This window comes from Peribacillus sp. B2I2 (genome assembly GCF_041261685.1).
Taxonomy (GTDB): Bacteria; Bacillota; Bacilli; order Bacillales; family DSM-1321; genus Peribacillus.
The window spans coordinates 5,435,720-5,461,720 of sequence record NZ_JBGCCB010000001.1 but is presented as its reverse complement, the minus strand read 5'-3'; the positions used below and the strand labels follow the sequence as shown (position 1 = coordinate 5,461,720).

25 protein-coding genes, 1 tRNA gene, 2 pseudogenes and 1 riboswitch are annotated in these 26,001 nt (G+C 40.8%); of the genes and pseudogenes, 22 read left to right on the top strand and 6 right to left on the bottom strand.

What is annotated here, in order from left to right:
- Positions 1-162: 162 nt before the first annotated feature.
- Entirely contained in the window at positions 163-372 is a 210-nt protein-coding gene (locus ABIE66_RS27275) for a response regulator transcription factor (protein WP_289314231.1), read from the bottom strand.
- Between the two features lie 212 nt (positions 373-584).
- Here ABIE66_RS27275 and ABIE66_RS27270 point away from each other — a divergent pair, with 212 nt between their 5' ends.
- From ABIE66_RS27270 to ABIE66_RS27260, 3 genes are all read left to right on the top strand, one after another.
- Positions 585-1,865, top strand: coding sequence for a sensor histidine kinase (locus tag ABIE66_RS27270; protein ID WP_289327119.1), 1,281 nt, complete (start codon positions 585-587; stop codon positions 1,863-1,865).
- On the top strand, positions 1,846-2,490 hold the full coding sequence (locus ABIE66_RS27265; protein WP_370016897.1) for an accessory gene regulator B family protein: 645 nt from the start codon (positions 1,846-1,848) through the stop codon (positions 2,488-2,490). Before ABIE66_RS27270 ends, ABIE66_RS27265 begins: the two co-directional genes overlap by 20 nt.
- A 130-nt stretch (positions 2,491-2,620) precedes the next feature.
- Entirely contained in the window at positions 2,621-3,337 is a 717-nt protein-coding gene (locus ABIE66_RS27260; protein WP_289327117.1) for a LytR/AlgR family response regulator transcription factor, read from the top strand.
- Positions 3,338-4,053: 716 nt separating this feature from the next.
- Here ABIE66_RS27260 and ABIE66_RS27255 read toward each other — a convergent pair.
- A complete protein-coding gene (locus tag ABIE66_RS27255; protein WP_289314235.1) occupies positions 4,054-4,248 on the bottom strand; it encodes a hypothetical protein in 195 nt (64 codons plus the stop codon).
- A gap of 333 nt (positions 4,249-4,581) precedes the next feature.
- Between ABIE66_RS27255 and ABIE66_RS27250 the strand changes: the two genes are divergently transcribed.
- The 3 genes from ABIE66_RS27250 (at position 4,582) to ABIE66_RS27240 (ending at position 6,989) form a co-directional block, all read left to right on the top strand.
- Positions 4,582-4,794, top strand: a complete 213-nt coding sequence (locus ABIE66_RS27250) for a hypothetical protein (protein ID WP_289327116.1) — start codon at positions 4,582-4,584, stop codon at positions 4,792-4,794.
- A gap of 102 nt (positions 4,795-4,896) precedes the next feature.
- Entirely contained in the window at positions 4,897-5,586 is a 690-nt protein-coding gene (locus ABIE66_RS27245) for an ATP-binding cassette domain-containing protein (protein WP_289327414.1), read from the top strand.
- Complete coding sequence (locus ABIE66_RS27240) at positions 5,583-6,989, top strand: hypothetical protein (RefSeq protein WP_370016896.1); 1,407 nt, start codon at positions 5,583-5,585, stop codon at positions 6,987-6,989. The genes ABIE66_RS27245 and ABIE66_RS27240 overlap by 4 nt, the downstream gene beginning before the upstream one ends.
- A 168-nt stretch (positions 6,990-7,157) precedes the next feature.
- Here ABIE66_RS27240 and ABIE66_RS27235 read toward each other — a convergent pair whose 3' ends face one another.
- On the bottom strand, positions 7,158-7,364 hold the full coding sequence (locus ABIE66_RS27235; RefSeq protein WP_370016895.1) for a hypothetical protein: 207 nt from the start codon (positions 7,362-7,364) through the stop codon (positions 7,158-7,160).
- A gap of 75 nt (positions 7,365-7,439) precedes the next feature.
- Positions 7,440-8,990 carry an ABC-F family ATP-binding cassette domain-containing protein gene (locus tag ABIE66_RS27230; RefSeq protein WP_061465848.1) on the bottom strand — a complete coding sequence of 517 codons (1,551 nt, stop codon included), beginning with the start codon at positions 8,988-8,990 and terminating at the stop codon, positions 7,440-7,442.
- A gap of 248 nt (positions 8,991-9,238) precedes the next feature.
- On the opposite strand from ABIE66_RS27230, the pseudogene ABIE66_RS27225 reads away from it, so the two are divergent.
- A pseudogene (locus ABIE66_RS27225) lies at positions 9,239-11,432 on the top strand (DNA topoisomerase III).
- Between the two features lie 214 nt (positions 11,433-11,646).
- Here the strand turns inward: ABIE66_RS27225 and ABIE66_RS27220 are convergent.
- Both ABIE66_RS27220 and ABIE66_RS27215 read right to left on the bottom strand, forming a co-directional pair.
- The gene (locus tag ABIE66_RS27220) at positions 11,647-11,814 is read right to left on the bottom strand and encodes a hypothetical protein (protein ID WP_289314241.1); all 168 of its coding nucleotides are present in this window, start codon (positions 11,812-11,814) and stop codon (positions 11,647-11,649) included.
- A 497-nt stretch (positions 11,815-12,311) separates the two neighbouring features.
- Positions 12,312-12,385 (bottom strand) — tRNA-Arg (locus ABIE66_RS27215).
- A 246-nt stretch (positions 12,386-12,631) separates the two neighbouring features.
- Between ABIE66_RS27215 and ABIE66_RS27210 the strand changes: the two genes are divergently transcribed.
- The 15 genes and pseudogenes from ABIE66_RS27210 (at position 12,632) to gntK (ending at position 25,934) form a co-directional block, all read left to right on the top strand.
- Positions 12,632-13,471, top strand: a complete 840-nt coding sequence (locus ABIE66_RS27210; RefSeq protein WP_370017126.1) for a polysaccharide deacetylase family protein — start codon at positions 12,632-12,634, stop codon at positions 13,469-13,471.
- 87 nt (positions 13,472-13,558) lie between these two features.
- Positions 13,559-13,733: riboswitch (cobalamin riboswitch) on the top strand.
- Between the two features lie 179 nt (positions 13,734-13,912).
- The gene (locus ABIE66_RS27205; protein WP_289327111.1) at positions 13,913-14,878 is read left to right on the top strand and encodes an ABC transporter substrate-binding protein; all 966 of its coding nucleotides are present in this window, start codon (positions 13,913-13,915) and stop codon (positions 14,876-14,878) included.
- Between the two features lie 4 nt (positions 14,879-14,882).
- Entirely contained in the window at positions 14,883-15,896 is a 1,014-nt protein-coding gene (locus ABIE66_RS27200) for a FecCD family ABC transporter permease (RefSeq protein WP_370017125.1), read from the top strand.
- Between the two features lie 5 nt (positions 15,897-15,901).
- Positions 15,902-17,374, top strand: a complete 1,473-nt coding sequence (locus ABIE66_RS27195) for a heme ABC transporter ATP-binding protein (RefSeq protein ID WP_370016894.1) — start codon at positions 15,902-15,904, stop codon at positions 17,372-17,374.
- Positions 17,371-18,336, top strand: coding sequence for an adenosylcobinamide-phosphate synthase CbiB (gene cbiB / locus ABIE66_RS27190; RefSeq protein WP_370016893.1), 966 nt, complete (start codon positions 17,371-17,373; stop codon positions 18,334-18,336). The genes ABIE66_RS27195 and cbiB overlap by 4 nt, the downstream gene beginning before the upstream one ends.
- Positions 18,311-19,384 carry a threonine-phosphate decarboxylase CobD gene (cobD, locus tag ABIE66_RS27185; protein WP_370016892.1) on the top strand — a complete coding sequence of 358 codons (1,074 nt, stop codon included), beginning with the start codon at positions 18,311-18,313 and terminating at the stop codon, positions 19,382-19,384. The genes cbiB and cobD overlap by 26 nt, the downstream gene beginning before the upstream one ends.
- Positions 19,357-19,932, top strand: a complete 576-nt coding sequence (locus tag ABIE66_RS27180) for a bifunctional adenosylcobinamide kinase/adenosylcobinamide-phosphate guanylyltransferase (RefSeq protein WP_370016891.1) — start codon at positions 19,357-19,359, stop codon at positions 19,930-19,932. Before cobD ends, ABIE66_RS27180 begins: the two co-directional genes overlap by 28 nt.
- A complete protein-coding gene (cobS, locus tag ABIE66_RS27175; RefSeq protein ID WP_289314249.1) occupies positions 19,929-20,720 on the top strand; it encodes an adenosylcobinamide-GDP ribazoletransferase in 792 nt (263 codons plus the stop codon). Before ABIE66_RS27180 ends, cobS begins: the two co-directional genes overlap by 4 nt.
- The gene (locus tag ABIE66_RS27170) at positions 20,678-21,295 is read left to right on the top strand and encodes a histidine phosphatase family protein (protein WP_289327104.1); all 618 of its coding nucleotides are present in this window, start codon (positions 20,678-20,680) and stop codon (positions 21,293-21,295) included. Before cobS ends, ABIE66_RS27170 begins: the two co-directional genes overlap by 43 nt.
- Positions 21,296-21,300: 5 nt before the next feature.
- A complete protein-coding gene (locus ABIE66_RS27165) occupies positions 21,301-21,675 on the top strand; it encodes a bifunctional adenosylcobinamide kinase/adenosylcobinamide-phosphate guanylyltransferase (protein WP_289333844.1) in 375 nt (124 codons plus the stop codon).
- Between the two features lie 14 nt (positions 21,676-21,689).
- Entirely contained in the window at positions 21,690-22,274 is a 585-nt protein-coding gene (locus ABIE66_RS27160) for a cob(I)yrinic acid a,c-diamide adenosyltransferase (protein WP_289314252.1), read from the top strand.
- Between the two features lie 2 nt (positions 22,275-22,276).
- The gene (locus tag ABIE66_RS27155) at positions 22,277-22,771 is read left to right on the top strand and encodes an ECF transporter S component (protein WP_289327102.1); all 495 of its coding nucleotides are present in this window, start codon (positions 22,277-22,279) and stop codon (positions 22,769-22,771) included.
- Positions 22,768-23,466: an ATP-binding protein gene (locus tag ABIE66_RS27150; RefSeq protein ID WP_289327101.1), complete on the top strand. Its 699-nt coding sequence runs from the start codon at positions 22,768-22,770 to the stop codon at positions 23,464-23,466. Before ABIE66_RS27155 ends, ABIE66_RS27150 begins: the two co-directional genes overlap by 4 nt.
- Positions 23,467-23,826: 360 nt before the next feature.
- Positions 23,827-24,367 (top strand): annotated as a pseudogene (locus ABIE66_RS27145) (GntT/GntP/DsdX family permease); the annotation flags it as partial.
- 22 nt (positions 24,368-24,389) lie between these two features.
- Positions 24,390-25,934, top strand: a complete 1,545-nt coding sequence (gene gntK, locus ABIE66_RS27140; protein WP_289318251.1) for a gluconokinase — start codon at positions 24,390-24,392, stop codon at positions 25,932-25,934.
- Positions 25,935-26,001 lie beyond the last annotated feature (67 nt).

Sequence of the window (26,001 nt, the reverse complement as noted above, 5' to 3'; positions counted from 1 at the left end):
AGGATCCAAGAAAGAACTGGCCACCAGTTCAGCCTTTTTTTAAGCAGGATATATATTTTCATGTAAAATGTTCTAAGTTGAAAAGTAGAAGCTTGTAGAGAGAAATGACAATTTTTCTCTACAGGCTATTAGAAAAGAAACGTCATAGAAGGAGTAGTACTTTCAATGGAGAATTTTACTTTGAAAAGCTTTCACAACAATGCCGACTCGTGTATGTACTTCAAGTTTCTTGGAAATATTACTAATATAGTACTCTACCATCCTCTGCGAATAGTTTAATTCTACCGCAATTTGTTTATTGGGCACTTCATTGGCAATTAGCTGAATAATACGACTTTCTACACTATTAAACCCCACTTTTTCATTCTTCACGATAACACTCCTCCATTATTTATAAAACAAATATTATCAGAGTTATTAGTTGATTTGGTAATAAAGGTCCAGATGGGTCATAACTACGTTTAATTTATCCCAATTAACAAATATTTTGCCCTAATTTGCAATATTTGCATAAATTATCCTAAAAATAGATGTAAAATTACTCCTTTTATGGTATTTTTGTAAAGCTAAGGAGGAAGTTTGTCGTGTTATTGTCGATTTTCGGTGGGTTTTTGGAAACGTTAGTCATTATCCTAGTGGGGTATCGACTAATTGGAATTTCTTTAAAAGATAAAATGATCCCGATATGCATCGTAAGTTTTTATGGAAGCATTATTCTGTTAATGGTAAAAGAAACATTGCCTTCGATAACTTACCTTCTAGTAACGATTTTAGCGATTGGGTTTCTGTTGACTTTTGTCACGAACCTGAATAGTTTTGCATCAATTATAGCTGTGTTGCTAGGATGTCTTTTATTGTTAGTCTCAGAGGTTATCGGATTCACGCTCTTTAAGGAATTCCCATATATACATTCTTTGAGTGCTTTACCTTTAGTAAGGGCCATTCCGCACCTTGTGATAATGGTAATATTTTATGTAATCTTGAGAAAAGCAAATTATTATATTCCGATACCAGTCAAGAAAAAACAAAATAAAAACGATACTATTTTATCTGTTTTAGTATTCTTATTTGGCCTTCTTTTTTTGTTTTACATTTTCGTTTTTGAATTCAAACAGTTAAAGTTTTTAAGCATAACATCAGCTATAGTATTAGTTTTAATTACAATTTCATTATTGTATATAATTCGGTATCATATGGTGAAAAAAATTGAGGATCTGGCTGTTTCCTTAGATGGTCAATATGAAGAAGACATTTCTAAACATATCACTACAATGCGTTCGCAGCGACACGACTTTATTCATCACATATTAGCGCTGAAACAAATGCTGAACAGTGGAAAATACCATGACTCAGTAGACTATGTTAACTCAGTGCTAGAAGAAATATCCTATGTAAGCGATATATTACCGATAGCTTCAGAAGCTGTTGGGGGGTTATTACTTTCCTACAAAGAGAAAGGTGCCAAAAAAGGCATCAACATGTACTACTACATTGCAGATGATTTATCTTCCTTTCCTTGTAAGATTTATGAAACAAATAAGATATTCGGAAATTTAATCCTTAATGCAATTGAAGCTGTCGATCAATTAGAAGAGGAAAAGAGATATATCAACATGAAAATCCAAAGAAACGATGTCCATTATATTTTAGAAGTAAGCAACTTTATAGAGGGTGGAACTTTAGAAAATATTGGTAGCATCTTCGATCAAGGCTTTACGACTAAAAAAAATGCATGCAACACTGGACAGGGATTGGCCATTGTTGAAAGTCTTGTCATACAGTACGGAGGACATATATACCCAGAAGTAATAGAAGACATGATTACGTTCATTGTAAAAATACCGCATGGAGGGCAATATGTTTAAGCATTTCTTACCGAACCTTTTGGCAACGAACATCTCAAATCTAGTTGTCTCTGAGAATCCACAACTCGTAAAAAGTAAAGATAAAATTCGCTATGGACTTGAATGGATGATATCGGGGATGAATCAAATCGTTTTGGTCAGTTTACTTGTTTGGCCTTTAGGAATCTTACCTGAAACCATGATGGGCTTGCTTTCAGGGGCTCTCCTTCGAATGTTTTCAGGAGGTGCCCATTTCAAAGGGTATTATTCATGTCTTATTCTTAGCACGTTGCAAATTATTTTTCTGACATTAATTTGCGTACAATATACAGACGTTCTTTCATCCTATAAGATTCTATTTATCTTATTATTACTGATAAGTTTTTTGATTACTGCTCAAAAAGCACCAATATTACATAAAAAAAAGCACCTTTTCACACAAAAAAGTATTTTAAAACAGAAAATGAAGGCTGTGACCACATTTATCCTATGCACGGGATTGAGCGTTTTTCTACCTCAAACCATAATGTATTGTGTGTGGTCTGCTCTAATTTTCCAAGGACTATCCTTAACGGATTTTTGGGGGAAAAGCGTCTTAATTTTAGATGCTTTTATATATAAAATTACCTTAAAGGGGTTACATTGATTATGTTGAAATTTCTAACTTTTGCTATTGGAATGATATCGTTATTTTTTAATTCCATCACCTCGATGAGTAGTTGTTTCTGGTTTTCCTACGAACCAGAGCTACCAGATGAAGAAAACTAGGAGTCATGATGGGATTTATACGTCTTGCTGTTATTGATGATCAGGAACCGATCCTTAACGAGATTAAGGGGTTTGTAACTAAATTCCCAAATGTGAATTTGATATTAAGTACAACTGATGTGAGTGAATTGTTTAATTCTATCGATCAGGGGCTGACCATTGACGTAATATTATTAGATATTAATATGCCTGTGTCCAATGGATTTGACATTGCCCATTATCTGAAAGAGAATCATCCCCAAATCAAGATTATTTTCATGAGTGCCCATCAAGACTTCGCTTTGCAGGGTTACAAATATTACCCAGAAGATTTTTTAACTAAGCCAATTAATATCGTAAGACTAAAGCAGACACTTGATCGCCTTAGTTATACGCATAAAAAGATAAGAAGAATTGGCGTAAAAGCGAATGGGAAAATCTCTTTAATCGATACCGCCAACATTCTCTATATAGAGAAAAAGGGGAGAAAAACATTTATCCACCTAAAAGATGCAGAGACTGTGGAATGCTCGGAAGGCTTAAATAAGTTAGAAGACATTCTTAATCAGTGTAATTTTTATCGAACGCATCAATCCTATTTGGTGTCGATTGACCAAATCGAATACATAGAATCGGACAATTATATGAAATCATATAATGTGAAATTACATCACTGCAATCACAAGATTAACTTAAGCCGGCACAAATTTACGGCATTAAAAAATCTCATCGAACGACATTTTTAATTTTTTATTAAGTGCCAAAGAAGGGATGACCTTTCTTTGGCATTTTACGTTTTTTAAATCATCTTCAATAACATAAGATATATGTACCTAAATAACCAGAACCGCCAAGAACTACAGTAATAGCGAGTGCTGTGTGAGAATTTGAGATGATTGGCCAAGTAACAAGTCAAACTTTTGCCGACACGTTCCACGACAAAGAAGCTCTGCAGAGTTTTACATTATCAAACAAGATAATGGATGTGGATAAACCAAGTAAGTGGTATCAGCTTGTTAAAAGAAGGTGTTAATTTGAAAAAAAACGGTCAAGTAATAATTTGGGTTAGTATTGCGTTAATTCTATTGATCATATGGATAGGAATGAAATAGGTAAAGGGTTCTTATCTAATTTTAGATAAGAACCCTTTACCTATATTTGGCGTCTGTCAACTGTACCGGACCAAAGGGAGGATAAGGAGTTGATAGACTCGTCTCCAAAGGTAACACCTAATTTAACTGCCTGTGTAGCCCCTAGTAAGGGGAATTCTGTGCTCCCTGCCAGGAATTAATAGTGGGATCCCAAAAAAGGAGATAAGTATGGAGGAGCCGTACGATAAACCGCAGGAAGTGATCCCATTTATCCTTTTCTATCCTGTTAAATAACAAATATAAACAAAATAAAAAGCGCTGCTCCGGATGGAGTACGCCTTTTCATGAAGTGGGAATGGAATTAAGCACCTTTATTTATCACTACTTACGGTATCTTTTTTCTTTGTTGATTGTCGAAGCAAGTAACTGATTAAGAAACTAGATCCACCCGTTATGTAAAAGATGATGCCCCATTCTTCTGCCTTTTCAACTCCAAAAAACCGGAGCGTTAAACCAACGAAACTTAATACAAAGATAATTTCGAAAAATACGGTCAGTTTCTTCACTATAAAAACTCCTTTTCTAAGTTTAAAAGCTGATTATGTATAACATGGATTTTATGCTCTTAATTTACTTAAATAAATGAAAGCCTCTCATCTCCATCCAGGAGAAACTGAATTACTAATCCATGAAAGGAAATTTTACCATAATTTACATGGAAATTCTATGAATGTAAAAGGATTTGCGGAAAGACGAAACCATCTGTGACAAAGGGTCTTCGGGTTTCCGAAACATTGCCTTTTTTACCTTTTTTTTCTTTTTTTCTTTTGTATTATTAAAGCAAGATATCGTAATGACATTAGGAAATTATAAAAAAACCAAAAGGTGGATGATTAAAAATGTTAAGTATCGCTATTAAAATTTATAACGCAATCTCAAAATACGGATCAAAGGCATGGGCCGCAATCAAAGCTGGCGCAGCATCAGTATACAATGCAGCAAAGGCTGCATGGGAAGCTGGATACTGGGCTTTCACTAAATGGTTAGCATCAAACGCAAGTGCACTATATGCAATTTATGATGCATTAAAAGCTGCTGGACTAATAGATTAATTTATTAATTTAACTTAAGCAACAAAACCTAATACTTATCCTAATGTCATTACTTTATCTGTCATTTTCTGGTACGATATAAATACTAAGAGTTAATTGGATGTGATTGCGATTAATAGTATAGAGGTCCATCATCTAAATAAGAGTTTTGGTTCCAAGAAAGTATTAGACAATTTAAATTTAACTATTGAACGTGATTCAGTAGTAGCGATAGTAGGAAGTAACGGAATTGGGAAAAGTGTTTTCTTAAACTGCTTATTGAACTTTATGGATTATGATTCAGGTGAAATTAATATTTTGAATGAAAATCATAATAATCATAACTTCCTGAGAACAGTTACATCGTTCGTTTCGGTAGATAATCAACTGCATTTGGAGAAGGTCACCGGAAGAGAGTTCTTTGAACTTATAATTTCTATATACAACCTTCCAGAAGAATCAGTTGTTGCTAAATATACATCCTATGCAGAGGAATTGAATGTAATAAATCAATTAGATTCCACATTTAGTTCTTTATCTTTCGGAACAAAGAAAAAAATCCAATTGATCGGTAGCATTCTTTATGATCCTAAGGTATTGGTTTGTGACGAAATTTTCGAGGGCTTGGACCATGAGGCTGTTAACTGGGTGAAAGCATATTTCCTAAAACGAAAAGCAAATGGAGAAGCTACTTTATTCACGAGTCATATCATGGACCATACATGGGATATTTCAGACTATATATACCGATTGGAAAATGGAAAGCTTCATAGTCAAAAAAATGAAGAAATGACAGAGAGGGTAGTAGAATGAATTTTCATTCATACAGCAAGCTATACAATATCTATACCGAAGAAAAGAGTCTAAACCAAAAGCAAAAAGCTGTAAAATTAATATTCACAGCTCTTTTTTGGGTTTCTTTGCTCTTTATCCTTTTGTCTTTTTTTGATGTACATACGAGTACGGTAATCCACTATTATATTATTGTGCTCACTGTAATCGAGTTGTTATTGCTTTTCGTGTTTATGGCGTTATATGAAAGCACCACTTATATCATAAGCTTTTCCAAAACCATTCCGATTAAGCCCAACCAACTCTTTTTTTATCATTTGATTAAATCGAACCTAACAGCAGAAATTGTTCTAGAGCTTACAATCGTGATTTCTTTTCTTTTATTTTACGGGGCACCAACGTTAAATATCCTATTGCTATTATTCTTTGTTTTCTCATTGAAGTTTCTTCGGACATATTCTGAGTTTTTCATCCTTTGGTTTAAGAAGTATCAGGTTCGATTCCCGTATTTTCCAGCCATTACCCTTCTCATCGTTTTAATCTTATATATTAATTCAAGTAAGCTTTCGCCTTTATTATCCAAATTGGATTTCACGATAACAACCATTTTGCTTATTCTCTGCATGTTTTTAGTCATAACGTTTATCACTTATCCAATCATTGTTGGTGGATTAATAAAAGAAAAAGGTGCCAATCTAGATTCTCAGAAATTCAATCACGTCACGAACCGGATATCTACAAGGATAGTGAATATCCTCATACGGAATAAAGTTATAAATGGTCTAATAAAGTACAATTTCTTCAGGCTACTGAGAGATGTTAACTATATTAGTAAACTCATTACGATAAATATTACGGTTATCGTTTTTAATATACTTAGTATGTATTTGCCTTTTATGAAAATGGAAGATATACATACTAACTTTTTCGTGGATACCATTTATATTGCTTTCTTCGTCAATTTCCTAAATTTAACCAATATCAAAATTGAATACAAATTACATCAAAAGCTTAGACTTGATTTATTACCCGTTTCATTAAAAACGGAACGAATTGCTGTAGACATTACGAACAGTTTTTTTCTATTTGTAACGTTCACCATTCTTCTTCTATTAAAAGTATTCGTAGAGGGTCTTCCCTTATTATTGATACTTGATGGTTATAAGGCATTCTACTGTTTTCTTATGTTAAGCTTAATTTTAGATTGCTTTTATAAGTATGAAATTCAAAAGAAGATAAAAGCCTTGATGATCGTTTCGTATATGGTTATTGGCATCTTTATTGAATCGTTATTTATTATTAAAACAATCTTTATAATTCAATTGACTATAGCCGTTACATTGACACTGATCCTTTACCTCCTAAGGTATAGAGGAAAACCCAAAAAACAAAAGGTGAGTAACTACCAATATAACCGTACATAGAACATCTTTCTGATTATCTAATAGCACAGTTTTTCACAGTTTCATTCAAAATGAAAACGGTCCAGTGAAATAACAGAGGGAAAAATCAATAAATAGAAAAAAATGTAGAATTGACTTTCAGACTGTAGCCAAATTCGAAAAAAGCGAGTTTGCCTGCAGTTTTTTTCTTTAATAAACGTTCCAGTTGTTTTCAGACTCCGCTCCCTTTCCGCCGACTGTCTGCCAAGTCACCTCGTCGAAGCTCTTTGGTGTCTCGTCTAGCCAGTTATTCGGCAGGAGTGTCGCAAATTTCCTCAATCCAATGGGGATTACAGATAAAACAGTAAATAACCATCTTTTTAAATCATGGTTCGGGATGAGGACCTGTCCGAACAATTAAAAGTATGATCTAGCTTTTTATTTATTTCATAATAAAGGGGATGCCGCATTCTGCGACATCCCCTAAAAAAATTAATTTTGGGCAGACCATTCTTCTACATCCCATACTTTGGTAACCCAATCTTCATAGAAATCAGGTTCATGGCATACGAGGACAATCGTTCCTTTATACTCTTTCAATGCACGTTTCAGTTCTTCTTTTGCAACGACATCCAAATGGTTTGTCGGCTCATCGAATAACAGCCAATTGCTTTCGGTAAGCATAAGTTTGCACAGGCGTACTTTAGATTGTTCACCACCGCTTAAATGGCTCATCGGACGTGTAATGTGCTCGTTTTTCAAACCGACACGGGCAAGAATGGCACGTACCTGCGGTTGGTCCAGATGTGGAAATGCATTCCATACTTCATCTATCGGCGTCGTATTGCCTGCTTTCACTTCCTGTTCAAAATAAGAAGAAAAAAGGAAATCGCCAAGTGATCTTTTGCCGCCTAGAGGATCAATTTTACCTAATATCGTTTTTAAAAGAGTGGATTTACCAACTCCATTACAGCCGACCACGGCAATTTTTTCTCCCCGTTCGATGGTCATGGACAACTTCGGAAGTAATGGGCGGTCATATCCGATTTCCAAATCTTCACCTTCAAATACATAACGGCTGCTCGCACGTGATTCTTTAAAATCAAAGGTAGGTTTCATTGCAGTTTCTGGACGATCGATGCGTTCCATCCGGTTCAATTGCTTTTGACGGCTCTTTGCCCGACCGGTCGTTGAGTAGCGGGCTTTATTTTTTGCAATGAAGTCTTCCTGCTTTTTAATGAATTCGCGCTGTTTTTCATATGCGTTAATATGTTGGTTTTTATTCAATTCAGCCAGCTCAAGGAATTTTTCATAAGTTGCCGTGTAACGGGTCAGTTTTGAAAATTCAAGATGGAAAATGACGTCGACGACGCCGTTCATGAACTCAGTGTCATGCGAAATTAATAAGAATGCATTAGGATATTCCTTTAAGTAGCTGCTCAGCCAGCGGATATGCTCTACATCCAAGTAGTTCGTCGGTTCATCAAGAAGCAGCACTTCAGGCTGTTCCAAAAGTAACTTGGCTAGTAAAACCTTTGTCCGTTGTCCACCGCTTAGGGCAGAGACATCACGGTCCAAACCGATTGCATCCAACCCTAAACCGCGTGCCGCTTCTTCAATTTTAATATCCAGATTGTAAAAACCTCCAGCTTCCAGCTTGTCCTGAATCTCACCCATTTGTTCCAAGAGTTCTTCAAGTTCTTCTGGAGTGGCTGTCCCCATTTTCTCTGTTACTTCATTCAGTGCTTTTTCCTGCTCAAATAAAGGTAAGTATGCATCCCTTAAGACGTCGCGAATCGATTTACCTTTTGAAAGTATCGTATGTTGATCAAGATAGCCATATTCGACACCAGGTGTCCATTCCACCCGGCCATCATCATGGATAAGTTGTCCTGTAATGATATTCATCATCGTTGATTTCCCGACACCATTTGCCCCGACCAGACCAACATGTTCGCCGGCCATCAGGCGGAAGGAAACATCCTTGAATAAGGTACGGTCGCCAAAGCTGTGTGCTAATTTATCTATAGAAAGTAAGCTCATTTTATATTGAACCTCCCAATTAATTTGAAAAAATCCCTACGTTTCATCATACTAAAAACTGCACGGGATTGCTATCTAATCTATTAATTTACATTTATCCCCTTGGGTACAAGTGAGCCCAGGCGGGAAATTCAATGGATCGATACCTGTTGGATCTGTTTTTGGGATGCCATGCCTGTGCATTATCGCCCTGTCATAAATTATATGAGATAATAGAGGAATCAGTTTAAAAGGGAAAGGATGTCACTATGAGTAAAACAGTCGTACTGGCCGAGAAACCTTCGGTCGGAAGAGATATAGCGAAAGTGCTGAATTGCGGGAGAAAGGGAAATGGTTTTTTTGAAGGCGATCAGTATATCGTCACTTGGGCCCTGGGTCATTTGGTCACACATGCAGATCCGGAAACTTATGATGAAAAATATAAAACTTGGCGCCTTGAGGACCTGCCCATGTTGCCGCCGTCTTTGAAATTGGTCGTGATCAAGCAATCAGGCAAACAGTTCCAATCGGTTAAAACACAATTGAACCGCAATGATGTCAAGGATGTCATCATTGCAACAGATGCAGGCCGCGAAGGGGAGCTCGTTGCACGCTGGATTCTCGAAAAAGCGAATGTAAAGAAGCCGATCAAACGGCTTTGGATTTCCTCTGTAACGGATAAAGCGATCAAAGATGGATTTAAAAAGCTGAAGGATGGCAAGGAGTATGAAAACCTATTTGCCTCTGCTGTTGCTAGGGCAGAAGCGGACTGGATCGTTGGGATGAACGCGACACGGGCACTTACTACGAAGCACAATGCCCAGCTATCCTGCGGCCGCGTCCAAACGCCGACACTTGCGATGATTGCAAAAAAAGAAGAAGAAATAAAACAATTCCAGCCTAAGAAATATTATGGCGTTTCGGCAACTGCAGAATCCAATTTGCGCCTAATCTGGCAAGATGCCCAATCTAAAGATATCCGCACATTTGATAAAGCCAAGGCAGAAAAGGTTCTTTCAGCCGTGAAGGGGAAAAAGGCAGAAGTGGTGGAAGTGAACAAAGCACATAAGAAAAAGTTTTGCCCCTTCTTTATATGATTTAACGGAACTTCAAAGGGACGCCAATAAGAAATTTGGTTATTCGGCGAAAGAGACGTTATCGATCATGCAGCGCTTATATGAAAGCCATAAAGTCTTGACGTATCCAAGGACGGATTCACGCTTTTTATCAACGGATTTGGTTGATACGCTAAAAGAAAGATTACAGGCTGTCAGCATTAAACCATATGCCCAGTATGCATCAAGGATCCTGCGCAGCCCGATTAAGGCCAATAAATCGTTCGTGGATGATAGCAAGGTCTCGGATCACCATGCGATCATCCCCACTGAGCAGACTCCGCTACCGGGAAAACTGAGCGACAAAGAATCTAAAATCTATGATTTGGTCGTTAAAAGGTTTCTTGCCGTATTAATGCCGCCTTTTGAATATGAGCAAACGACCGTCACCGCAAAAATGGGACAGGAGACGTTCATGGCAAAAGGGAAGGTCGTCCTGAAATCAGGCTGGAAGGAAGTCTATGATCACCAATTCGACGAGGAAGAAGCTAAAGATGGCCTTGCTGAGCAACTGCTTCCGAACGTTCAAAAAGGTGACAGTTTATCCATTTCGACTGTGAAACAAACAGAGGGTGAAACGAAACCACCGGAGCCGTTCAATGAAGGGTCGCTTCTTTCGGCAATGGAAAATCCTGCTCGTTTCATGGCAGGGGAAAGCAAGGAACTCATCAAGACTCTGGGTGAAACTGGAGGGATTGGGACTGTTGCAACACGTGCTGACGTTATTGAAAAATTGTTCAATAGCTTCCTGATTGAAAAGAGAGGGAAGGGCCTTCATGTAACTTCGAAAGGTAAACAACTCCTTCAATTGGCACCTGAAGACTTACGATCTCCAGCACTGACAGCTCAATGGGAGCAAAAGTTAACAGCGATTGCCAAAGGACAGCTACCAAAACAGGCATTCATCGGCGATATGCGCACCTATGCCAAAAATATCGTTCAAGAAATCAAAAATAGTGACCAAAAGTTCAAGCATGATAACGTGTCAGGAACGAAATGTCCTGATTGCGGCAAGCTGATGCTTGAAGTGAATAGTAAAAAGGGAAAAATGCTTGTCTGTCAGGATCGTGAATGTGGCCACAAAAAAGGTGTTTCACGTGTAACAAATGCCAGATGTCCACAATGTCACAAAAAGATGGAAATGCGCGGTCAAGGAGAAGCACAGACATTCACCTGTAAATGCGGTTTCCACGAAAAACTTTCTTCTTACAATAAACGAAGAGGGCAAAATAAAAATCAAAAAGTATCAAAAAATGAAGTCTCCAATTATATGAAAAAGCAAAATAAAGAAGAGCCGATCAATACTGCCTTAGCGGATGCTTTGGCCAAACTGAAATTCGATAAATAAAAGAAAAGGGTCCTTCACTTTTAGCTTAATAGTGAAAGGGCCTTTTTTTTGGGGGGTATTTGAATGGGGCGGGGTGGGCAAATTTCCTTGTCGGCAGGTTTATCTTTCCAGACAAAAGATTGCCGCTTGATGAAGTGGCGAAATCCATATAAAAGTAAAAGCAGAAAAGGATGGAGCATTTGCTCCATCCTTTTCCATATATCACTGCTTCGGGTTAAATTTCATTCAGTACGGTGCCGTGTAATTCATATTCAAGTGTTTCGTCAGTTGTGTGTGTGTGTTTATCCGTATCTGCTAGTGTAAGCGTACTGAATGTCTGCTGATCACCCGGACTGAAAATTGCTTCATCATTCTCTGGATTCCATAGGTTGTAAATACTCATGATCAGTATCCTCCTCCTTTGGGCGAGAAGACTAGTAATTCCCTTTTTGGTTATCGACTAACTCTTCAATTGACTCTAACGCTGATCACCGGGACTAAACACCGCTGCGTCATTCTCTTTGTTCCATTGGCTTCTGATTGTACTCATCGTGCACATCATCTCCTTTGGTGAGAATGTCTTACAGTATTTATCTACCCGGATGGGACAGGTTAAAACATATATTTCAAAAAAATATTACTTTTCTGCGGATATATATATCGAAAAACATCATTAATTAAAACTTCTCTTTAAACAGAGTCAAAAAGTTGAAAGAAAATTAAATGGTTAATCTCATAATGTATTGTTCGCCGATACTTCCGACTTTTCTCATACCGGTATCTAGAAATCCGACCTTTACATTGGAAGCCCCTCAAAAACCTAAATAGGTAAGGCCATACCAACAGAAAAACCCTGTTACGACGCGGAGGTACCGCATTGTAACAGGGTTTTAAAATTAGCGTCCCAGATAGGAATCGAACCTACGACCTACAGCTTAGGAGGCTGTCGCTCTATCCTGCTGAGCTACTGGGACATATAAAAAAAGTCGACGACTTATTTATTATATTTCTTATAGGCAAACTTTTCAAGTTAATAGCAATAATAATTATGAAAAAATCATCTAAACGCTTAGCGGGTCTCTTATTTCTGTTTTTTCCTTTTTTTTCGTTAAATGGAATACTTTATTATTGGTTGGTTTTCTGGTACTATTATACTAGAAAAAAATAGGAGAATGATAGTGGGAAAATACAGAGTTTTACTGTTTGTGGCATTGCTGGGGATGTTAATTTTACCTGCATGCTCACAAGGGATTTTAGAGGGTATAGGCAAAAAGAGGGCTGCGCCGATTGCGGAAGATGACATTGAAGTGGTTGAGGCAGCGGAGAATGGCACCGGACAGGATTCAAAGGACGAACCGGAACAAATCGATACGAGAAATTGGATAAGGGCCGATTCTGCGGTTCAGTTTCCAATATTGATGTATCATAGCATTTCTGAAGGTAATGGCCTTCGGGTTCCAAGAGAGGAATTCCAATCACAAATGACTTGGCTTCGGGAGAATGGTTACTATACATTATCCCCTAAAGAAGCATTCCTCGTTTTAACCGAAAATCGGATGCCAAGTGATAAGTGCGTCTGGCTTACTTTTGATGATGGCTATACAGATAACTACACGGAAGCTTTCCCCATATTAAAAGAATATGATATGAAAGCAACCATCTTCATGATTGGGAAGTCCATTGATAAAGGTCATCACCTGACTGAAAATCAAATGTTGGAGATGAGCAGGAATGGGGTTTCGATCGAAAGTCATACTATCAACCATTTGGAGCTGAACCGGATGACGGCAGAGCAGCAAGAAGCGGAAATGGTTCAGTCGAAGGAGCTATTCGACCGTATCCTCGACCAGGACACGACAGTAATTTCCTATCCGGTTGGCCGGTATAACGAAGAAAGTCTATGGGTGTCAGAAGAAGCTGGATACAAGATGGCAGTCACTACCGAACCTGGAGGAGCTTCAAGGGACCAAGGGATGCATTCCCTGCATAGGGTTCGGATTTCACCGGGATTATCAGTCGAGGGATTTGCGTCCCTGATTGAAAATGCTTCTAATCATTGAAGATGGACGGGTCATTTCGAGGCAAGTCAGAAAAATCATATAATAATCGATTCTTACATGGTGTATAATGAAAGGCAGTGAAAATTATATACATATGAACGATTTGGTGTCTTAATGACTTAAAAGGGAAGTTGGTGAAATGCCAGCGCGGTCCCGCCACTGTATATGGGAGCCAACGGATGTTTACCACTGTATGAGATATGGGAAGGTGCCGTTGACGATGACCATGAGCCAGGAGACCTGCCAAAATTCGTACACCTGTAACCTACGCGGATGGGAAGGTGTGTGGCAGACCCTAAAGAGTCCGTAATTATATTGTTGCCATACAAGCATCTTCCGTTTAACGGGAGGTGCTTTTGTTTTGGGGTGCATCTTCCGATAATGCGTTTTGTTCATTAGGTGTGAAGAAATTAAAAGAAAAAAAGATTGTGGGGAATGAAAATGAAGAAGATTTTTGGTCTGATACTGGTGATGTTGCTGACTGCAGGTATGATGGTTGGCTGTAGCGATGCTACTAATGAAGGAAAAGAAAAGCAGGAAACGAATCATGCCAAACAGGAAGTTTTCCCGATTACGATTAAAGATGCAACAGGCGAAAAGGTGACGATAGAACAAAAACCGAAGAAAATCGTTTCGTTGATACCAAGTAATACGGAAGTTGTCTTTGCACTTGGCTTGGGTAAAAAAGTTGTTGGTGTTTCCGACTATGATAATTATCCGGAAGAAACGAAAGAAATTGAAAAAGTTGGCGGAATGGAAATGAACACGGAGATGATTGTCTCCTTGAAGCCCGACCTTGTTCTTGCCCATGCATCCAGTGCCCATAATTCGAATGAGGGTTTGCAGCAGCTTAAGGATGCTGGAATTGCTGTCCTCGTAGTCAATGATGCACAAAGCTTTGACCAAGTCTATGATTCTATAGATATGATTGGACAGGCAACAGGGGAACATGATAAGGCAAACGGAATCGTTACGGACATGAAAACGAAGCTCAAGGATATTCAGGAAAAAGCCAAATCCGTAAAGGAAGCGGATAGGAAAACCGTTTTTGTGGAGGTTTCACCGTCACCTGAGATATATACACCTGGAAAAAATACCTTCATGAATGAAATGCTTCAAATTATTTCAGCGGAAAATGCAGCTGCTGAACTGGACGGATGGGCAAAAATTGATGAAGAGTCTATGATTGCTGCAAATCCGGATGTCATCATTACAACGTATGGTTATTATACAAAAGATGCAGTAAGTCAAGTGAAGGGCCGAAAAGGGTGGCAAGACGTAAATGCTGTGAAGGATGACCAAGTCTTTGATGTCCATTCCGACTTGGTGACCCGTTCCGGTCCACGCTTAATAGAGGGAGTAGAGGAACTTGCCAAATCAGTCTATCCGAACCTATTTGACAACTAAATGGATGATTGCTTATTTGATTGCGTTATTATTTTTGTTATTCGCAATGACGATAGGCATTTCCTTTGGTTCGGTGCCAGTACCGATTCCTGTACTATTACAAATTATCGGCAAGGAGATTTTTCATTTACCGATTTCAGATGATCCGGATGTAATGCTTACGAATATTGTGATGAACATCCGCTTGCCGCGTGTGTTGCTAGCGGGTTTTGTTGGGGCATCACTTGCGATTTCGGGAGCGGGGTTTCAGGGCCTGCTCCGGAATCCGCTCGCTGACCCTTACACATTAGGTATTTCATCAGGAGCATCAGTCGGTGCCGTATTGACAATATTCTTGAATATATCACTACCATTCATCGGTTTATATACTCTTCCGGCATTGAGCATCGTATGCTCAGTGCTCACGATGTTCTGCGTACTGGCTTTTGCAAAAAAAATGGATCGATCGATGAAAGTGGAAACGATCATTTTAACGGGAATCATTTTCAGCTCGTTTTTAAGTGCCTTCATTTCATTGATGATTGCGCTGACTGGTGATGAATTAAGACAAATCATCGGCTGGCTGATGGGAAGCGTTTCAATGCGCGGATGGAATTATATTGCAATCATTTTGCCGTTTTTTATTATTGGTTCGCTGATCTTGATGATGAATACGAGCGAATTGAATGCGATGACTTTCGGGGAAGACCGGGCAAAACACTTAGGTGTTAATGTTAAGCGGCGGAAAATGTGGATTTTGATAGCCGGTTCGATGTTGACAGGGGCAGCCGTTGCCGTTTCAGGGGCGATTGGCTTTGTAGGATTGGTCATTCCTCATTTTGTCCGAAAGATTTGGGGACCTGACCATAAACATTTGCTTCCGTTGTCATTGCTGGTAGGAAGCGGATTCCTAATATTGGCGGACTTTGTAGCACGGTCGATCATTGCCCCATCGGAACTGCCGATCGGGGTGATCACTTCACTTATCGGGGCACCCGCATTCGCGCTGATTTTATTAAAGAGACGGAGAGAAGGGTAAGATGGATGCTTGAAGTTAAAGGGTTAACAGGTGGATATGACAACAAAGCTGTTTTGGACTCTGTTACTTTTGATGTACATAAAGGGGAATTATTCGGGATTCTTGGCCCAAATGGCAGCGGAAAAACGACGCTTTTAAGTATGCTTAGCGGGGTGCTCGATTATACGGGCGGAAGCATACGGATAAGAGGAAGGGATTTGAAGGATTATTCGTCAAAACAACTTGCACAGGTCATTGCTGTGCTCCCTCAGCATTCCTCATTAGCTTTCTCATATACGGTAAAAGAGACGGTCTCACTTGGGCGATATGCCCATCAAACAGGTTGGTTCCATAGTTGGTCCGCAGAAGATGAAACGATTGTCCAACGGGTTATGGAACAAACGGGAGTAGCAGATTTTCACGATCTTCAATTTGAACGATTATCAGGCGGGGAGAGACAAAGGGTCTTATTGGCACAGGCACTTGCCCAAGAACCGGAAATCCTTTTTTTGGATGAGCCTACGAACCACTTGGATCTTTCCTATCAAAAGGATCTTCTTGATCTAATGAGGAAAATGGCAAAAGAGCAAGAGTTGACCGTTATTTCAATTTTTCATGACTTGAATTTGGCTGGGTTATATTGTGATCGGCTTATGTTGCTTGAAAAAGGGAAAATTTTGGTTGTGGATGTGCCGAATGAAGTGCTCCGACAGGAACGGATTCAGGGGGTATATCGTACGACGATCGAAAAACATCCACATCCCGCCCTTCCGAAACCGCAAATGTTCATCGTTCCGGAAAAGCATGGCTATGATACTATCCCATTGGAAATTGATGATTCTTATCTGACAGTCGGATCTGAAATGATTCAATTGAATTCCCCGATCCCGCTTAGAACGATGTCTTCTGGAGTGACTGGTTCGGGGACGGGATGGCATAAATATTTCGTGAATAGGCATGTCCATCATGGATATGATTGCGAGGATCATCATGTTGAAATGGCTGACTATTTAAAAACTCATGGATTTGACCCGCAGCAAACGGTAGGGATGATGACGGCTGTCTTTCTCGATACGGTTGCCTTCAAGTTATTAAGAGCTGAAAATTTCAAGGTTTTTATCATCGTGACCGCTGGTGTAGGGAATGCCATCGACGCATCTTTAGCTGACCGACATTCTTGGAGTTCCGCTCCAGGAACGATAAATACATGGATCTTCGTAAATGGGCATTTGGCAGAAGAGGCTTTCATCCACAGCATAGTTACTGCGACCGAGGCAAAAGTAAAAGCGCTTCATGATTTGCATGTCTTGGATAAGGTGACAAATACATGTGCAACAGGAACATCGACAGACAGCATTTTGATTGCGGCAACTCAAAGAGGGGCAAAGCTTCAATATGCAGGCACCATCACTCCGTTAGGGAAGCTGATCAGCCGCGGTGTATATGATTGTACAGTGGAAGCATTAAACAATAATCGGAAACGGATTGAGGATTTATGATTTACCATCATCTTTTTGCGGTTACGCTGGCGTTTTTTCTTGATCTATTAATTGGTGATCCGCCAAATTGGCCGCATCCAGTCAAATGGATAGGAACGATGATAAGCAAGTTTGATCAGGCATTCAATAGAGGAACACATAAGAAGCGGAATGGACTCTTCATGTTGTTCATCGTCTTATCGGTGGTGTTATTGATTACTGGTCTTACCGTCTATTTGGCTTATCGTATCCATCCGCTTGCAGGTATCCTTTGGGAAGCTGTTGTCATTTCCACTACGATAGCTCAGAAAGGCTTGAAGCATGCTGGAATGGATGTTTGCCATCCGTTGAATCGAGGGGATTTTCCTGAAGCGAGGCTAAAGCTTTCCTATATCGTGGGCCGTGATACTGCGGATCTTGATGAATCCGAAATAGTCAGGGGCACCGTGGAAACCGTAGCGGAAAATACCAGTGATGGGATTACAGCCCCGATGTTTTGGTCAGCCATTGGCGGTGCGCCGCTAGCGATGGTGTACAGGGCGATTAATACCTGCGATTCCATGGTAGGGTACAAAAATGATAAATATGGGCAATTCGGCTGGGCTTCAGCCAAGCTCGATGATATCGTCAACTGGATTCCCAGCCGCCTCACCGGGTTCCTGATGTTGCTGAGCTCGAAATCCGGCTATCATGGATTTGGTGCTAGATGGAAGATATTATTCAATGACGCAAAAAAACATCCAAGCCCGAATAGCGGGTGGTGTGAAGCAGGCGTTGCTGCCATTTTGGGAATACAGCTTGGAGGCCGGAATATGTACAAAGGAATTGTTTCCGACCGTGCGAGGATGGGAGTTCCGCTTGTTCGATTGGAAGCAAAACATATACCAAAAACGATTACCATCATGCATCGGTCATCTTTTCTATTTCTACTGATGCTATGGCTAGGGGGACTTATTCTTGACGTTACCTTCACATGGCTCTAATCCTCATTATCTTTACGAAGCGCTGGAAATCGAAATGCCTGAATCGGTTCTCGACTTCAGTGCTAACATCAACCCATTGGGTCCGCCTTTACGCATAAAGGAACAGTGGTCTGGGTTTTTCGAAGGAATCCTTCAATACCCAGATCCGCATGCCATTGAGCTGACAAAATCGATCGCAAAAAAAGAAGCTCTTCCAGAGCAATCCGTTTTGGTGGGTAACGGTGGTGCAGAAATAATCATGTTGGTAGCGAACAGATTAGCCAATCAAAGGGTGTTAATCATTCAGCCTGCATTTGCGGAATATGCAGAGGCATGTTTGGCGGCAGGGTGTGAGGTCGATTTTCATCAACTTAATGCACCTGAGTGGCAACTTGACTTGGATCGATTGATTTCGCGGTTACCCGAATATGATGCAATTTTCTTGTGTACCCCTAATAATCCGACGGGTGTTTCATTTAAGCGGGATGAAGTTAGGGAATTGATCATCGAATGTCAAAAAGCGGATTGCCTGGTTGTCATCGATGAGGCTTTTTATGATTTTACGGAAGACGCCTTTACTTATGCTACTTTAATCAATGAATTTCCACATTTACTCATTCTAAGATCAATGACCAAAATCTTTGCCATTCCGGGTTTAAGACTAGGCTATTTGCTTGCGGCACCGGATATCATAACTCAGGTAAGAACTTATAAACCGCATTGGAGCGTCAACCATGTGGCATTGGAAGTAGGGGAAATCTGTCTTGCAGAAGAAGAATATATGAGAGAAACAAGAGACTATATTCAATTGCAAAAGCAGAAACTATTCCGGTTTTATGAGGAGCAAGGATTGATTGTCTCCAATAGCACAGTTAATTTTTATTTAGTGAAAGATGAATCCTTATCCCTTTTCCCCTTTTTGCTGAAAAAAGGAATCGTACCGCGCCATACCTATAATTTCCCGGGTTTGGATGGAAAGTGGCTTCGGTTTGCAGTGAAGAGTGAACATGATAACGAAGCACTGATGGAGGGGGTAAGACAGTGGAGAAAGCAAGGCTCTGTTTTATAACCGGGGGTGTCCGTTCCGGAAAAAGCAGTTTCGCAGAAAGAAAAGCCCTGGAGTATGCACTCCAAATGGATGGGAACTTGCATTACCTCGCCTGTGGGCGTGTCAGTGATGTTGAAATGGGTGAACGCATCCATAGGCACCAGAAAGATAGAGAACGCAGCCCAATTGCCTGGCAGACTTCGGAATACGCAACGGATATTACAAGAATAGGAGCGGACATTAATCAGGATTCTATAATCCTAGTCGATTGTCTGACAACCCTGCTTGATAACGAACTATTTGGCCCTGGCATTCCGCTCGAAAAAGAATTTTTAGATAGCGTTTTTTCAAAAATAATAAACGGGATCAATGAGATTAGAAAACAATCCAGTTGTTTAATAGTCGTGAGCAATGAATTGGTGCAAGAACCGATTTTCCATAATGAATTCCTCCATCTATACGGAAAAACACTAGGTCTGCTTCATCAAACGATTGTCGGGCAGGCCGATGAAGCCTATCTCATTGAATCGGGAATACCATTGCGGAAGAAAGGGTGCATCCAGGAATGAACGGAGCGATCGGATTTTTAATTAACCTGCAGTTCTTTACGATTTTTCCAATAAAGAAACAGCTTCCGATGGAGAAGAAATATATTCACCGTGCCATTCAAACCTTTCCATTAGTCGGTCTTTTACTAGGCTTGATATTGGGTGGTGTTTTATATGCACTAGTGGAATGGACCCCATTGTCCTCCCTTGCGATTGCCTTTTTCCTTTGGTTTTTGACGATGGCATTAACTGGAGGTTTACACCTCGATGGTTGGATCGATGCAAGTGATGCTTTTTTTTCCTATCAGGATAAAGAGCGCCGATTGGAAATCATGAAGGATTCAAGGACGGGTGCATTCGGTGTCATCTCCGTCATCGTCCTATTGGCAGCACGGTTTCTTTTTATCTATGAAATTGTCGAAAGGGTAAATGAATGGACATACTTCTTGATCATTGCCCTTCCGCTCTTAAGCAAATGTGTGATGGGCTATTTGCTCATCCGGATGCCGCTGGCTAAAAATGAGGGACTCGGTGCTTTTTTTCAAAGTGCAGTAAAGAAAAGCAGTTTGCCCATTTATTGGCTGTACCTCTTTGTAAGTCTGGCGATTGCCTGGATCATCGATTTTAAGCTTGTCACCCTATTTTTCATCATGTGTCTGGCTGCGCTGTTTTTCTTGCTTTATATAAAACGTAAAGTGGTAAGTTGGTTCGGTGGGATTACTGGGGATGTACTGGGTGCATCCGTGGAAGGGGTTGAGCTTTGGTTATGGCTGATATTGTGGCTATTACACTACTTCGCCATGGGCTGACAGAAGCGAATGAGCGAAAGGCCTATTTAGGCTGGACGGATTCCCCATTAAGTATAGAAGGAGAAAAGGAAATACTGGGCTTAAGGGGCTCTTACCCGCAGTATGAAAAAATTCACACGAGTGATTTGCCTCGTTGTGTGGAAACTGCAAGGCTGTTGTTTCCAGATGTAGTTCCGGTCAAAAACCCCTCGTTTCGTGAAATGAACTTCGGAAGTTGGGAAGGGCGAACGTATGAAGAGTTGAAGACCGATGAAGATTATATTAATTGGCTGGAACGTCCCATGGAGGCAATGGTGCCTGGGGGTGAAAGTTATCCGGCATTTTCCGAACGTGTCAATGATGGCTGGAATCAATTGATTGCCTGTAAGGAGAACCGATTTGCCCTAATGACGCATGGAGGGGTAATACGTGATTTATTGGTCCGCTATGCCCCGATGGAAAAGTCTTTTTTTGATTGGGGGACTTCCCATGGCAGGGGATATGAGCTGATATGGGAAGACCGGAACAGTTTAAGGAGGGGAGAACGCTGCACTTTGTTACAGGAGGCGCCTATAATGGGAAAACTAAATGGGTAAAGCAATTGTATGGTTTGGAAAATGATGTCCTTTGGCTATCCGGTTATCGAAAAGAACAGCCGGAATTGATTGATTTTCAAGGCAAGACTGTTGTATTGCAAGGGTTGGATGCATGGATTCAGCAAGATGCAGAAAAAATGGATTCAGATTCGATTCGAAAAAGATGGAAGGAAATCATGGCTGATTGGCGAATATGGGAGAAAGAAAGGGATGAACACAACTGCATTGTGATCGGTTCTGATATTTCCAAAGGCATTGTCCCGATGGAAGCGAGAGATCGCAGATGGCGCGATGCCTGCGGATGGGTCTTTCAAGATGTAGCATCCATATCAAGGCGCGTTGATATCATCTGGTATGGAATAAACCAGCGAATAAAATAGAGGAGGTAATGGGGATGAAAATCTATACACGTACAGGGGATAAGGGACAAACAAGCGTAATCGGTGGTCGGCTTGACAAGGATGACATCCGTGTTGATTCTTATGGAACGGTGGATGAAGTGAATAGCTATATCGGTCTTGCGGTTACTGAATTGGACCCCGCGATATTTACGGATGTATTGGCCGATCTAGAGAAAATCCAGCATGAGTTATTTGACTGTGGCGGTGATTTGGCAACCGTTTCAGAGAAGGCCCCACAAAAGTTGACGGATGAGGCCATTACCTATTTGGAAGAACGAATAGATGCCTTCATAATCGAAGCTCCGGAATTGGAAAAGTTTATCCTGCCTGGCGGCACAAAAGCAGCTGCAACCATTCATATTGCCCGTACAGTTACAAGAAGGGCGGAACGATTGGTCGTTTCATTGATCAAGTCTGGTGCGGCTGTTTCACCATTATCACTTCAATATTTAAATCGTTTGTCGGATTACTTCTTTGCTGTTGCACGTGTGATCAATTTCCGTCTTGGTGTGAAAGATGTGGAATATATCCGTAGCGCAAATGTGTTCCGTGGAGGGAAAAGAAAGGAAAAAGAGTAAACATGGATGTAAGAAAAATTAGTGCAATTGCTATATTCATTGCCTTATCGGCAGTAGGGGCAATGATTAAAATCCCTTCCCCGATCGGGAGTATCGCTTTGGATAGTTTTCCGGCCCTTTTGGCTGCCATCGTACTTGGCCCGGTATCGGGGGCTATTGTAGCTGGGCTTGGTCATATCATTTCAGCGTTCATTGGCGGAATGACACTTGGGCCATTCCATTTTTTGATCATGGTCGAAATGGCGGTTCTCGTATGGATGTTTGGAATTTTATATATACAAGGAAAAAAAGTAGGCGCATTTTTCCTCTTCTTTATCGGTAATGCTTTCATCTTAGCCTTGCCTTTCGCATTTCTGATCAGCTATGGTTTTTACGCGTTGTTGGTTCCGGGATTAACGGTGGCGACGGCGGTAAATGTAGTATTGGCAGTCCTTTTACTGCCCCGCTTGGAGCCTGTTTTGAAAAAAATGATCTTTAAAGATGGACTCGTAGAATGAGTGATTCATTGATTTTACCATTTTCTGAATCAGATTCATTGATTGTTTCAAGTGATAATAGCGGCGGAATCGGCCTGAAGGAAAAAGATCTTGTCCATGTTCCTTATGAGGTCGTTGGATATTATTCCTTTCGGGTTGCCGTCATGGAATGTTTGGGCGTTGGCGGAAGTCCAGTATCCGTTGTCCTAAATAATTTCTGCGGTGATGAAGCCTGGGAGGACTTGACCAGGGGTGTCAGGAAGGGGCTGAAAGAATTGGGAATGGAGGACCTTCCCATTACTGGCAGCACAGAAAGTAACATGCCGCTTCTTCAATCCGCGGTTGGACTTATGGTGATCGGTAAACGAGTGAATGAATGTATTAAAAAGCAACATCCTTTACGAAAAATCGCACTGATCGGCAGGCCGCTCGTTGGAGAAGAAGTAATGGATCAGCAAGATTGGGTCGCGCCATTATCTTTATATAAAAGCCTATGTGAAATGGAAGACGTTCAGGCACTTCCAGTCGGCTCAAAAGGGATAGCATATGAATGGGAGCATCTGGATCAAAGTGGTGAAGGTGTTTCTGTGCATATAAGCAATGAAGTCGATATTGAAAAATCGTCAGGGCCATCCACCTGCTTCCTCATTGCTTATCCTGAACAACTGGAGAAAGAAATCAAGCACCGATCCGGTCCTCTTTTTATTGGTGAATGATCATTTCATGACTGAATCAGGTATCGAGTTTAGTTCACGTTGAACAGGTTCGATGCTTTTTTCATTGAAATCTTACCTATATGGATTCCTTATCCTGATTTAGAGTGAATGATTGAATAAGACGTTTAGTTTATTTGGATAGAGCCAGAACAATAGTTTGTTGATTTATGCGCTTGTTTCCACCATTTTCTTGATCGTTATCAAAGCCCATTTATTGCGTTACTTCTCGCTTCCGTCCTTTAGGGATTAGCAGGTATGGATGTTCCGGATGTTGCAGATGCTGTTCAGACAGGGATATTTGATCATCGGTATTCCCGCAGCACATTTTAGCTGGTCCTGTTTTTGGTTCCTACATATCTCATTGGAGAACCGATCATCGCCCTCATGGTCCTCTGTGGTGGTTTCATTCTTTACATTAGGTTACGCTAGGGGTATTAATAAAGTAGCACTAAACCAATTCATGTCAGCCTGCCTTGCTCCACCTGCCTCCATTATCTTGATTATCGGAGCGGGCGGTGCATTTAAAAATGTATTGAACACGGGCGGAGTGGGTGAAGCCGTTGCAAGTTTAACGACATTCTTTGATATTTCACTAATTCTGTTTGGCTGCGTTGCAGCTATGATTCGTGTGGCCACAGGTTCAGCAATTGTCGCGATGACAACTGCGGTAGGTATTGTGCTGCCGATCATCTTCTGTACCAGGTGTTAATATTTAATTGCCGGTCCTTGCAATCGGTTCAGGTTCATTCATTCTATCCCACGTGAATGATGCCGGATTTTGGATGATCAAAGAGTTCTTTAATTTACAGTCGCACAAACGCTAAAATCTTGGACGGTTATGGAAACGATTGTATCAGTCGTTTCACTTATCCTAATCTTACTATTGAATTCAATTGTTTAAGAGAGAGGAGCATGATGTTAGTATGGGACATTCAGGTTATATGATGGGGATCGATATTGGTACGACGAGTACGAAGGTTGTTCTTTTTTCAAAAAGGGGGGAGGTTGTCCAATCCTGTTCGAAGGGATACCCTCTTCACAGTCCAACGCCTTCGGTTGCGGAACAAGATCCAGAAGAAATTTATAAAGCGGTCATCATTGCAATAGGCGAGGTTATGATTACAAGCGGAATAAAGAAGGATGAACTGGGTTTCATATCGTTCAGTTCGGCGATGCATAGCTTGATCGCCATGGGTAAAGACGGTAATCCGCTTACGAATAGCATTACATGGGCGGATAATCGAAGTGCTGCCTATGCGGGGAAATTGAAGGCTTCGGAACAGGGGATGCAATTGTATCACAGGACGGGGACGCCCATTCATCCAATGTCCCCAATCACGAAAGTAATGTGGTTAAGAAGTGAGCATCCCGGGACTTTTAACGAAACGGACAAATTTATAGGGATTAAAGAATACATCATCTATAAATTTTTCAATGAGTATGTGATGGATTATTCGCTCGCTTCTGCAACGGGCATGTTCAACTTGAATGACTTGAATTGGGATGAAGAGGCACTCACCATTGCTGGAATTGGGGCTGACAAGCTGCCAACGCTTGTCCCCACAACGCATATTCTCTCAGGTTTAAGTGAGGAATTAGCTGCAAAAATGAACATTCAGGCAGGTACCCCGTTTGTTATTGGCGCGAGTGATGGCGTGCTTGCGAACTTAGGGCAAAACGCCATCAAGCCAGGCGTTCTGGCAGTGACAATCGGAACGAGCGGTGCAGTAAGAACCGTTAGTGACCGACCGCTTACCGACCCGAAAGGCAGGACATTCTGCTATGCCCTTACTGAGAATCATTGGGTAATCGGTGGACCGGTCAACAATGGGGGAATCACCTTCCGATGGGCACGGGATCAATTAGGACGTGTGGAAATCGAAAAAGCGAAGGCTTCTGGACAGGACTCCTATGAGATACTGACGGATATGGCTTCCAATATTGCACCTGGATCGGATGGGTTGATATTCCATCCGTATATGGCAGGGGAACGGGCGCCATTATGGAGTGCCGATGCAAGGGGCTCCTTCTTTGGACTGGCTCTTCATCACACTCGTGACCATATGGTCCGGGCAGTGCTGGAGGGTGTGATGTATAACTTATACAGTGTCCTTCTTGCTGTTAGGGAACTGACTGGTGCTCCCGAGAAAATTCATGCAAGCGGTGGGTTTGTCCGCTCGAAGCTCTGGCGTCAAATCATGGCTGATATATTTAATCAGAACGTGACAATTCCAGAAAGCTTTGAGAGTTCGAGCTTAGGTGCCGCCGTTCTTGGATTGTACGCTTTAGGGGAAATCGAGAGCCTCGATGAGGTTGAAGGTATGATTGGTGAGACGAATGAACTTGTCCCAATCGAAGAGAACGTTAAAGTGTATGAAGAATTAATGTCGATTTATTTATCCGTGAGCAGGAATTTAGAAGACGACTATAAGAGGATCGCTGATTTCCAAAGACGTCATTTAGAATGAATATAAGGAAAGCACAGATGCATGAGCACTGTGCTTTTCTTTTTGCCTGTATTTAAAAATGGTAAGA

Excerpts from the sequence above, each read along its gene's own strand:
- ABIE66_RS27150 (WP_289327101.1), top strand. The coding sequence starts at position 22,768 with ATGAGTGATTCATTGATTTTACCATTTTCTGAATCAGATTCATTGATT.
- cbiB (WP_370016893.1), top strand. The coding sequence starts at position 17,371 with ATGATTTACCATCATCTTTTTGCGGTTACGCTGGCGTTTTTTCTTGAT.
- ABIE66_RS27195 (WP_370016894.1), top strand. The coding sequence starts at position 15,902 with ATGCTTGAAGTTAAAGGGTTAACAGGTGGATATGACAACAAAGCTGTT.
- ABIE66_RS27265 (WP_370016897.1), top strand. The coding sequence starts at position 1,846 with ATGGAGGGCAATATGTTTAAGCATTTCTTACCGAACCTTTTGGCAACG.
- gntK (WP_289318251.1), top strand. The coding sequence starts at position 24,390 with ATGGGACATTCAGGTTATATGATGGGGATCGATATTGGTACGACGAGT.
- ABIE66_RS27220 (WP_289314241.1), bottom strand. The coding sequence starts at position 11,814 with ATGAGTATTTACAACCTATGGAATCCAGAGAATGATGAAGCAATTTTC.
- ABIE66_RS27205 (WP_289327111.1), top strand. The coding sequence starts at position 13,913 with ATGAAGAAGATTTTTGGTCTGATACTGGTGATGTTGCTGACTGCAGGT.
- ABIE66_RS27250 (WP_289327116.1), top strand. The coding sequence starts at position 4,582 with ATGTTAAGTATCGCTATTAAAATTTATAACGCAATCTCAAAATACGGA.
- ABIE66_RS27155 (WP_289327102.1), top strand. The coding sequence starts at position 22,277 with ATGGATGTAAGAAAAATTAGTGCAATTGCTATATTCATTGCCTTATCG.
- ABIE66_RS27160 (WP_289314252.1), top strand. The coding sequence starts at position 21,690 with ATGAAAATCTATACACGTACAGGGGATAAGGGACAAACAAGCGTAATC.
- ABIE66_RS27240 (WP_370016896.1), top strand. The coding sequence starts at position 5,583 with ATGAATTTTCATTCATACAGCAAGCTATACAATATCTATACCGAAGAA.
- ABIE66_RS27230 (WP_061465848.1), bottom strand. The coding sequence starts at position 8,990 with ATGAGCTTACTTTCTATAGATAAATTAGCACACAGCTTTGGCGACCGT.
- cobS (WP_289314249.1), top strand. The coding sequence starts at position 19,929 with ATGAACGGAGCGATCGGATTTTTAATTAACCTGCAGTTCTTTACGATT.
- ABIE66_RS27260 (WP_289327117.1), top strand. The coding sequence starts at position 2,621 with ATGGGATTTATACGTCTTGCTGTTATTGATGATCAGGAACCGATCCTT.
- ABIE66_RS27210 (WP_370017126.1), top strand. The coding sequence starts at position 12,632 with ATGTTAATTTTACCTGCATGCTCACAAGGGATTTTAGAGGGTATAGGC.
- ABIE66_RS27200 (WP_370017125.1), top strand. The coding sequence starts at position 14,883 with ATGATTGCTTATTTGATTGCGTTATTATTTTTGTTATTCGCAATGACG.
- ABIE66_RS27170 (WP_289327104.1), top strand. The coding sequence starts at position 20,678 with ATGGCTGATATTGTGGCTATTACACTACTTCGCCATGGGCTGACAGAA.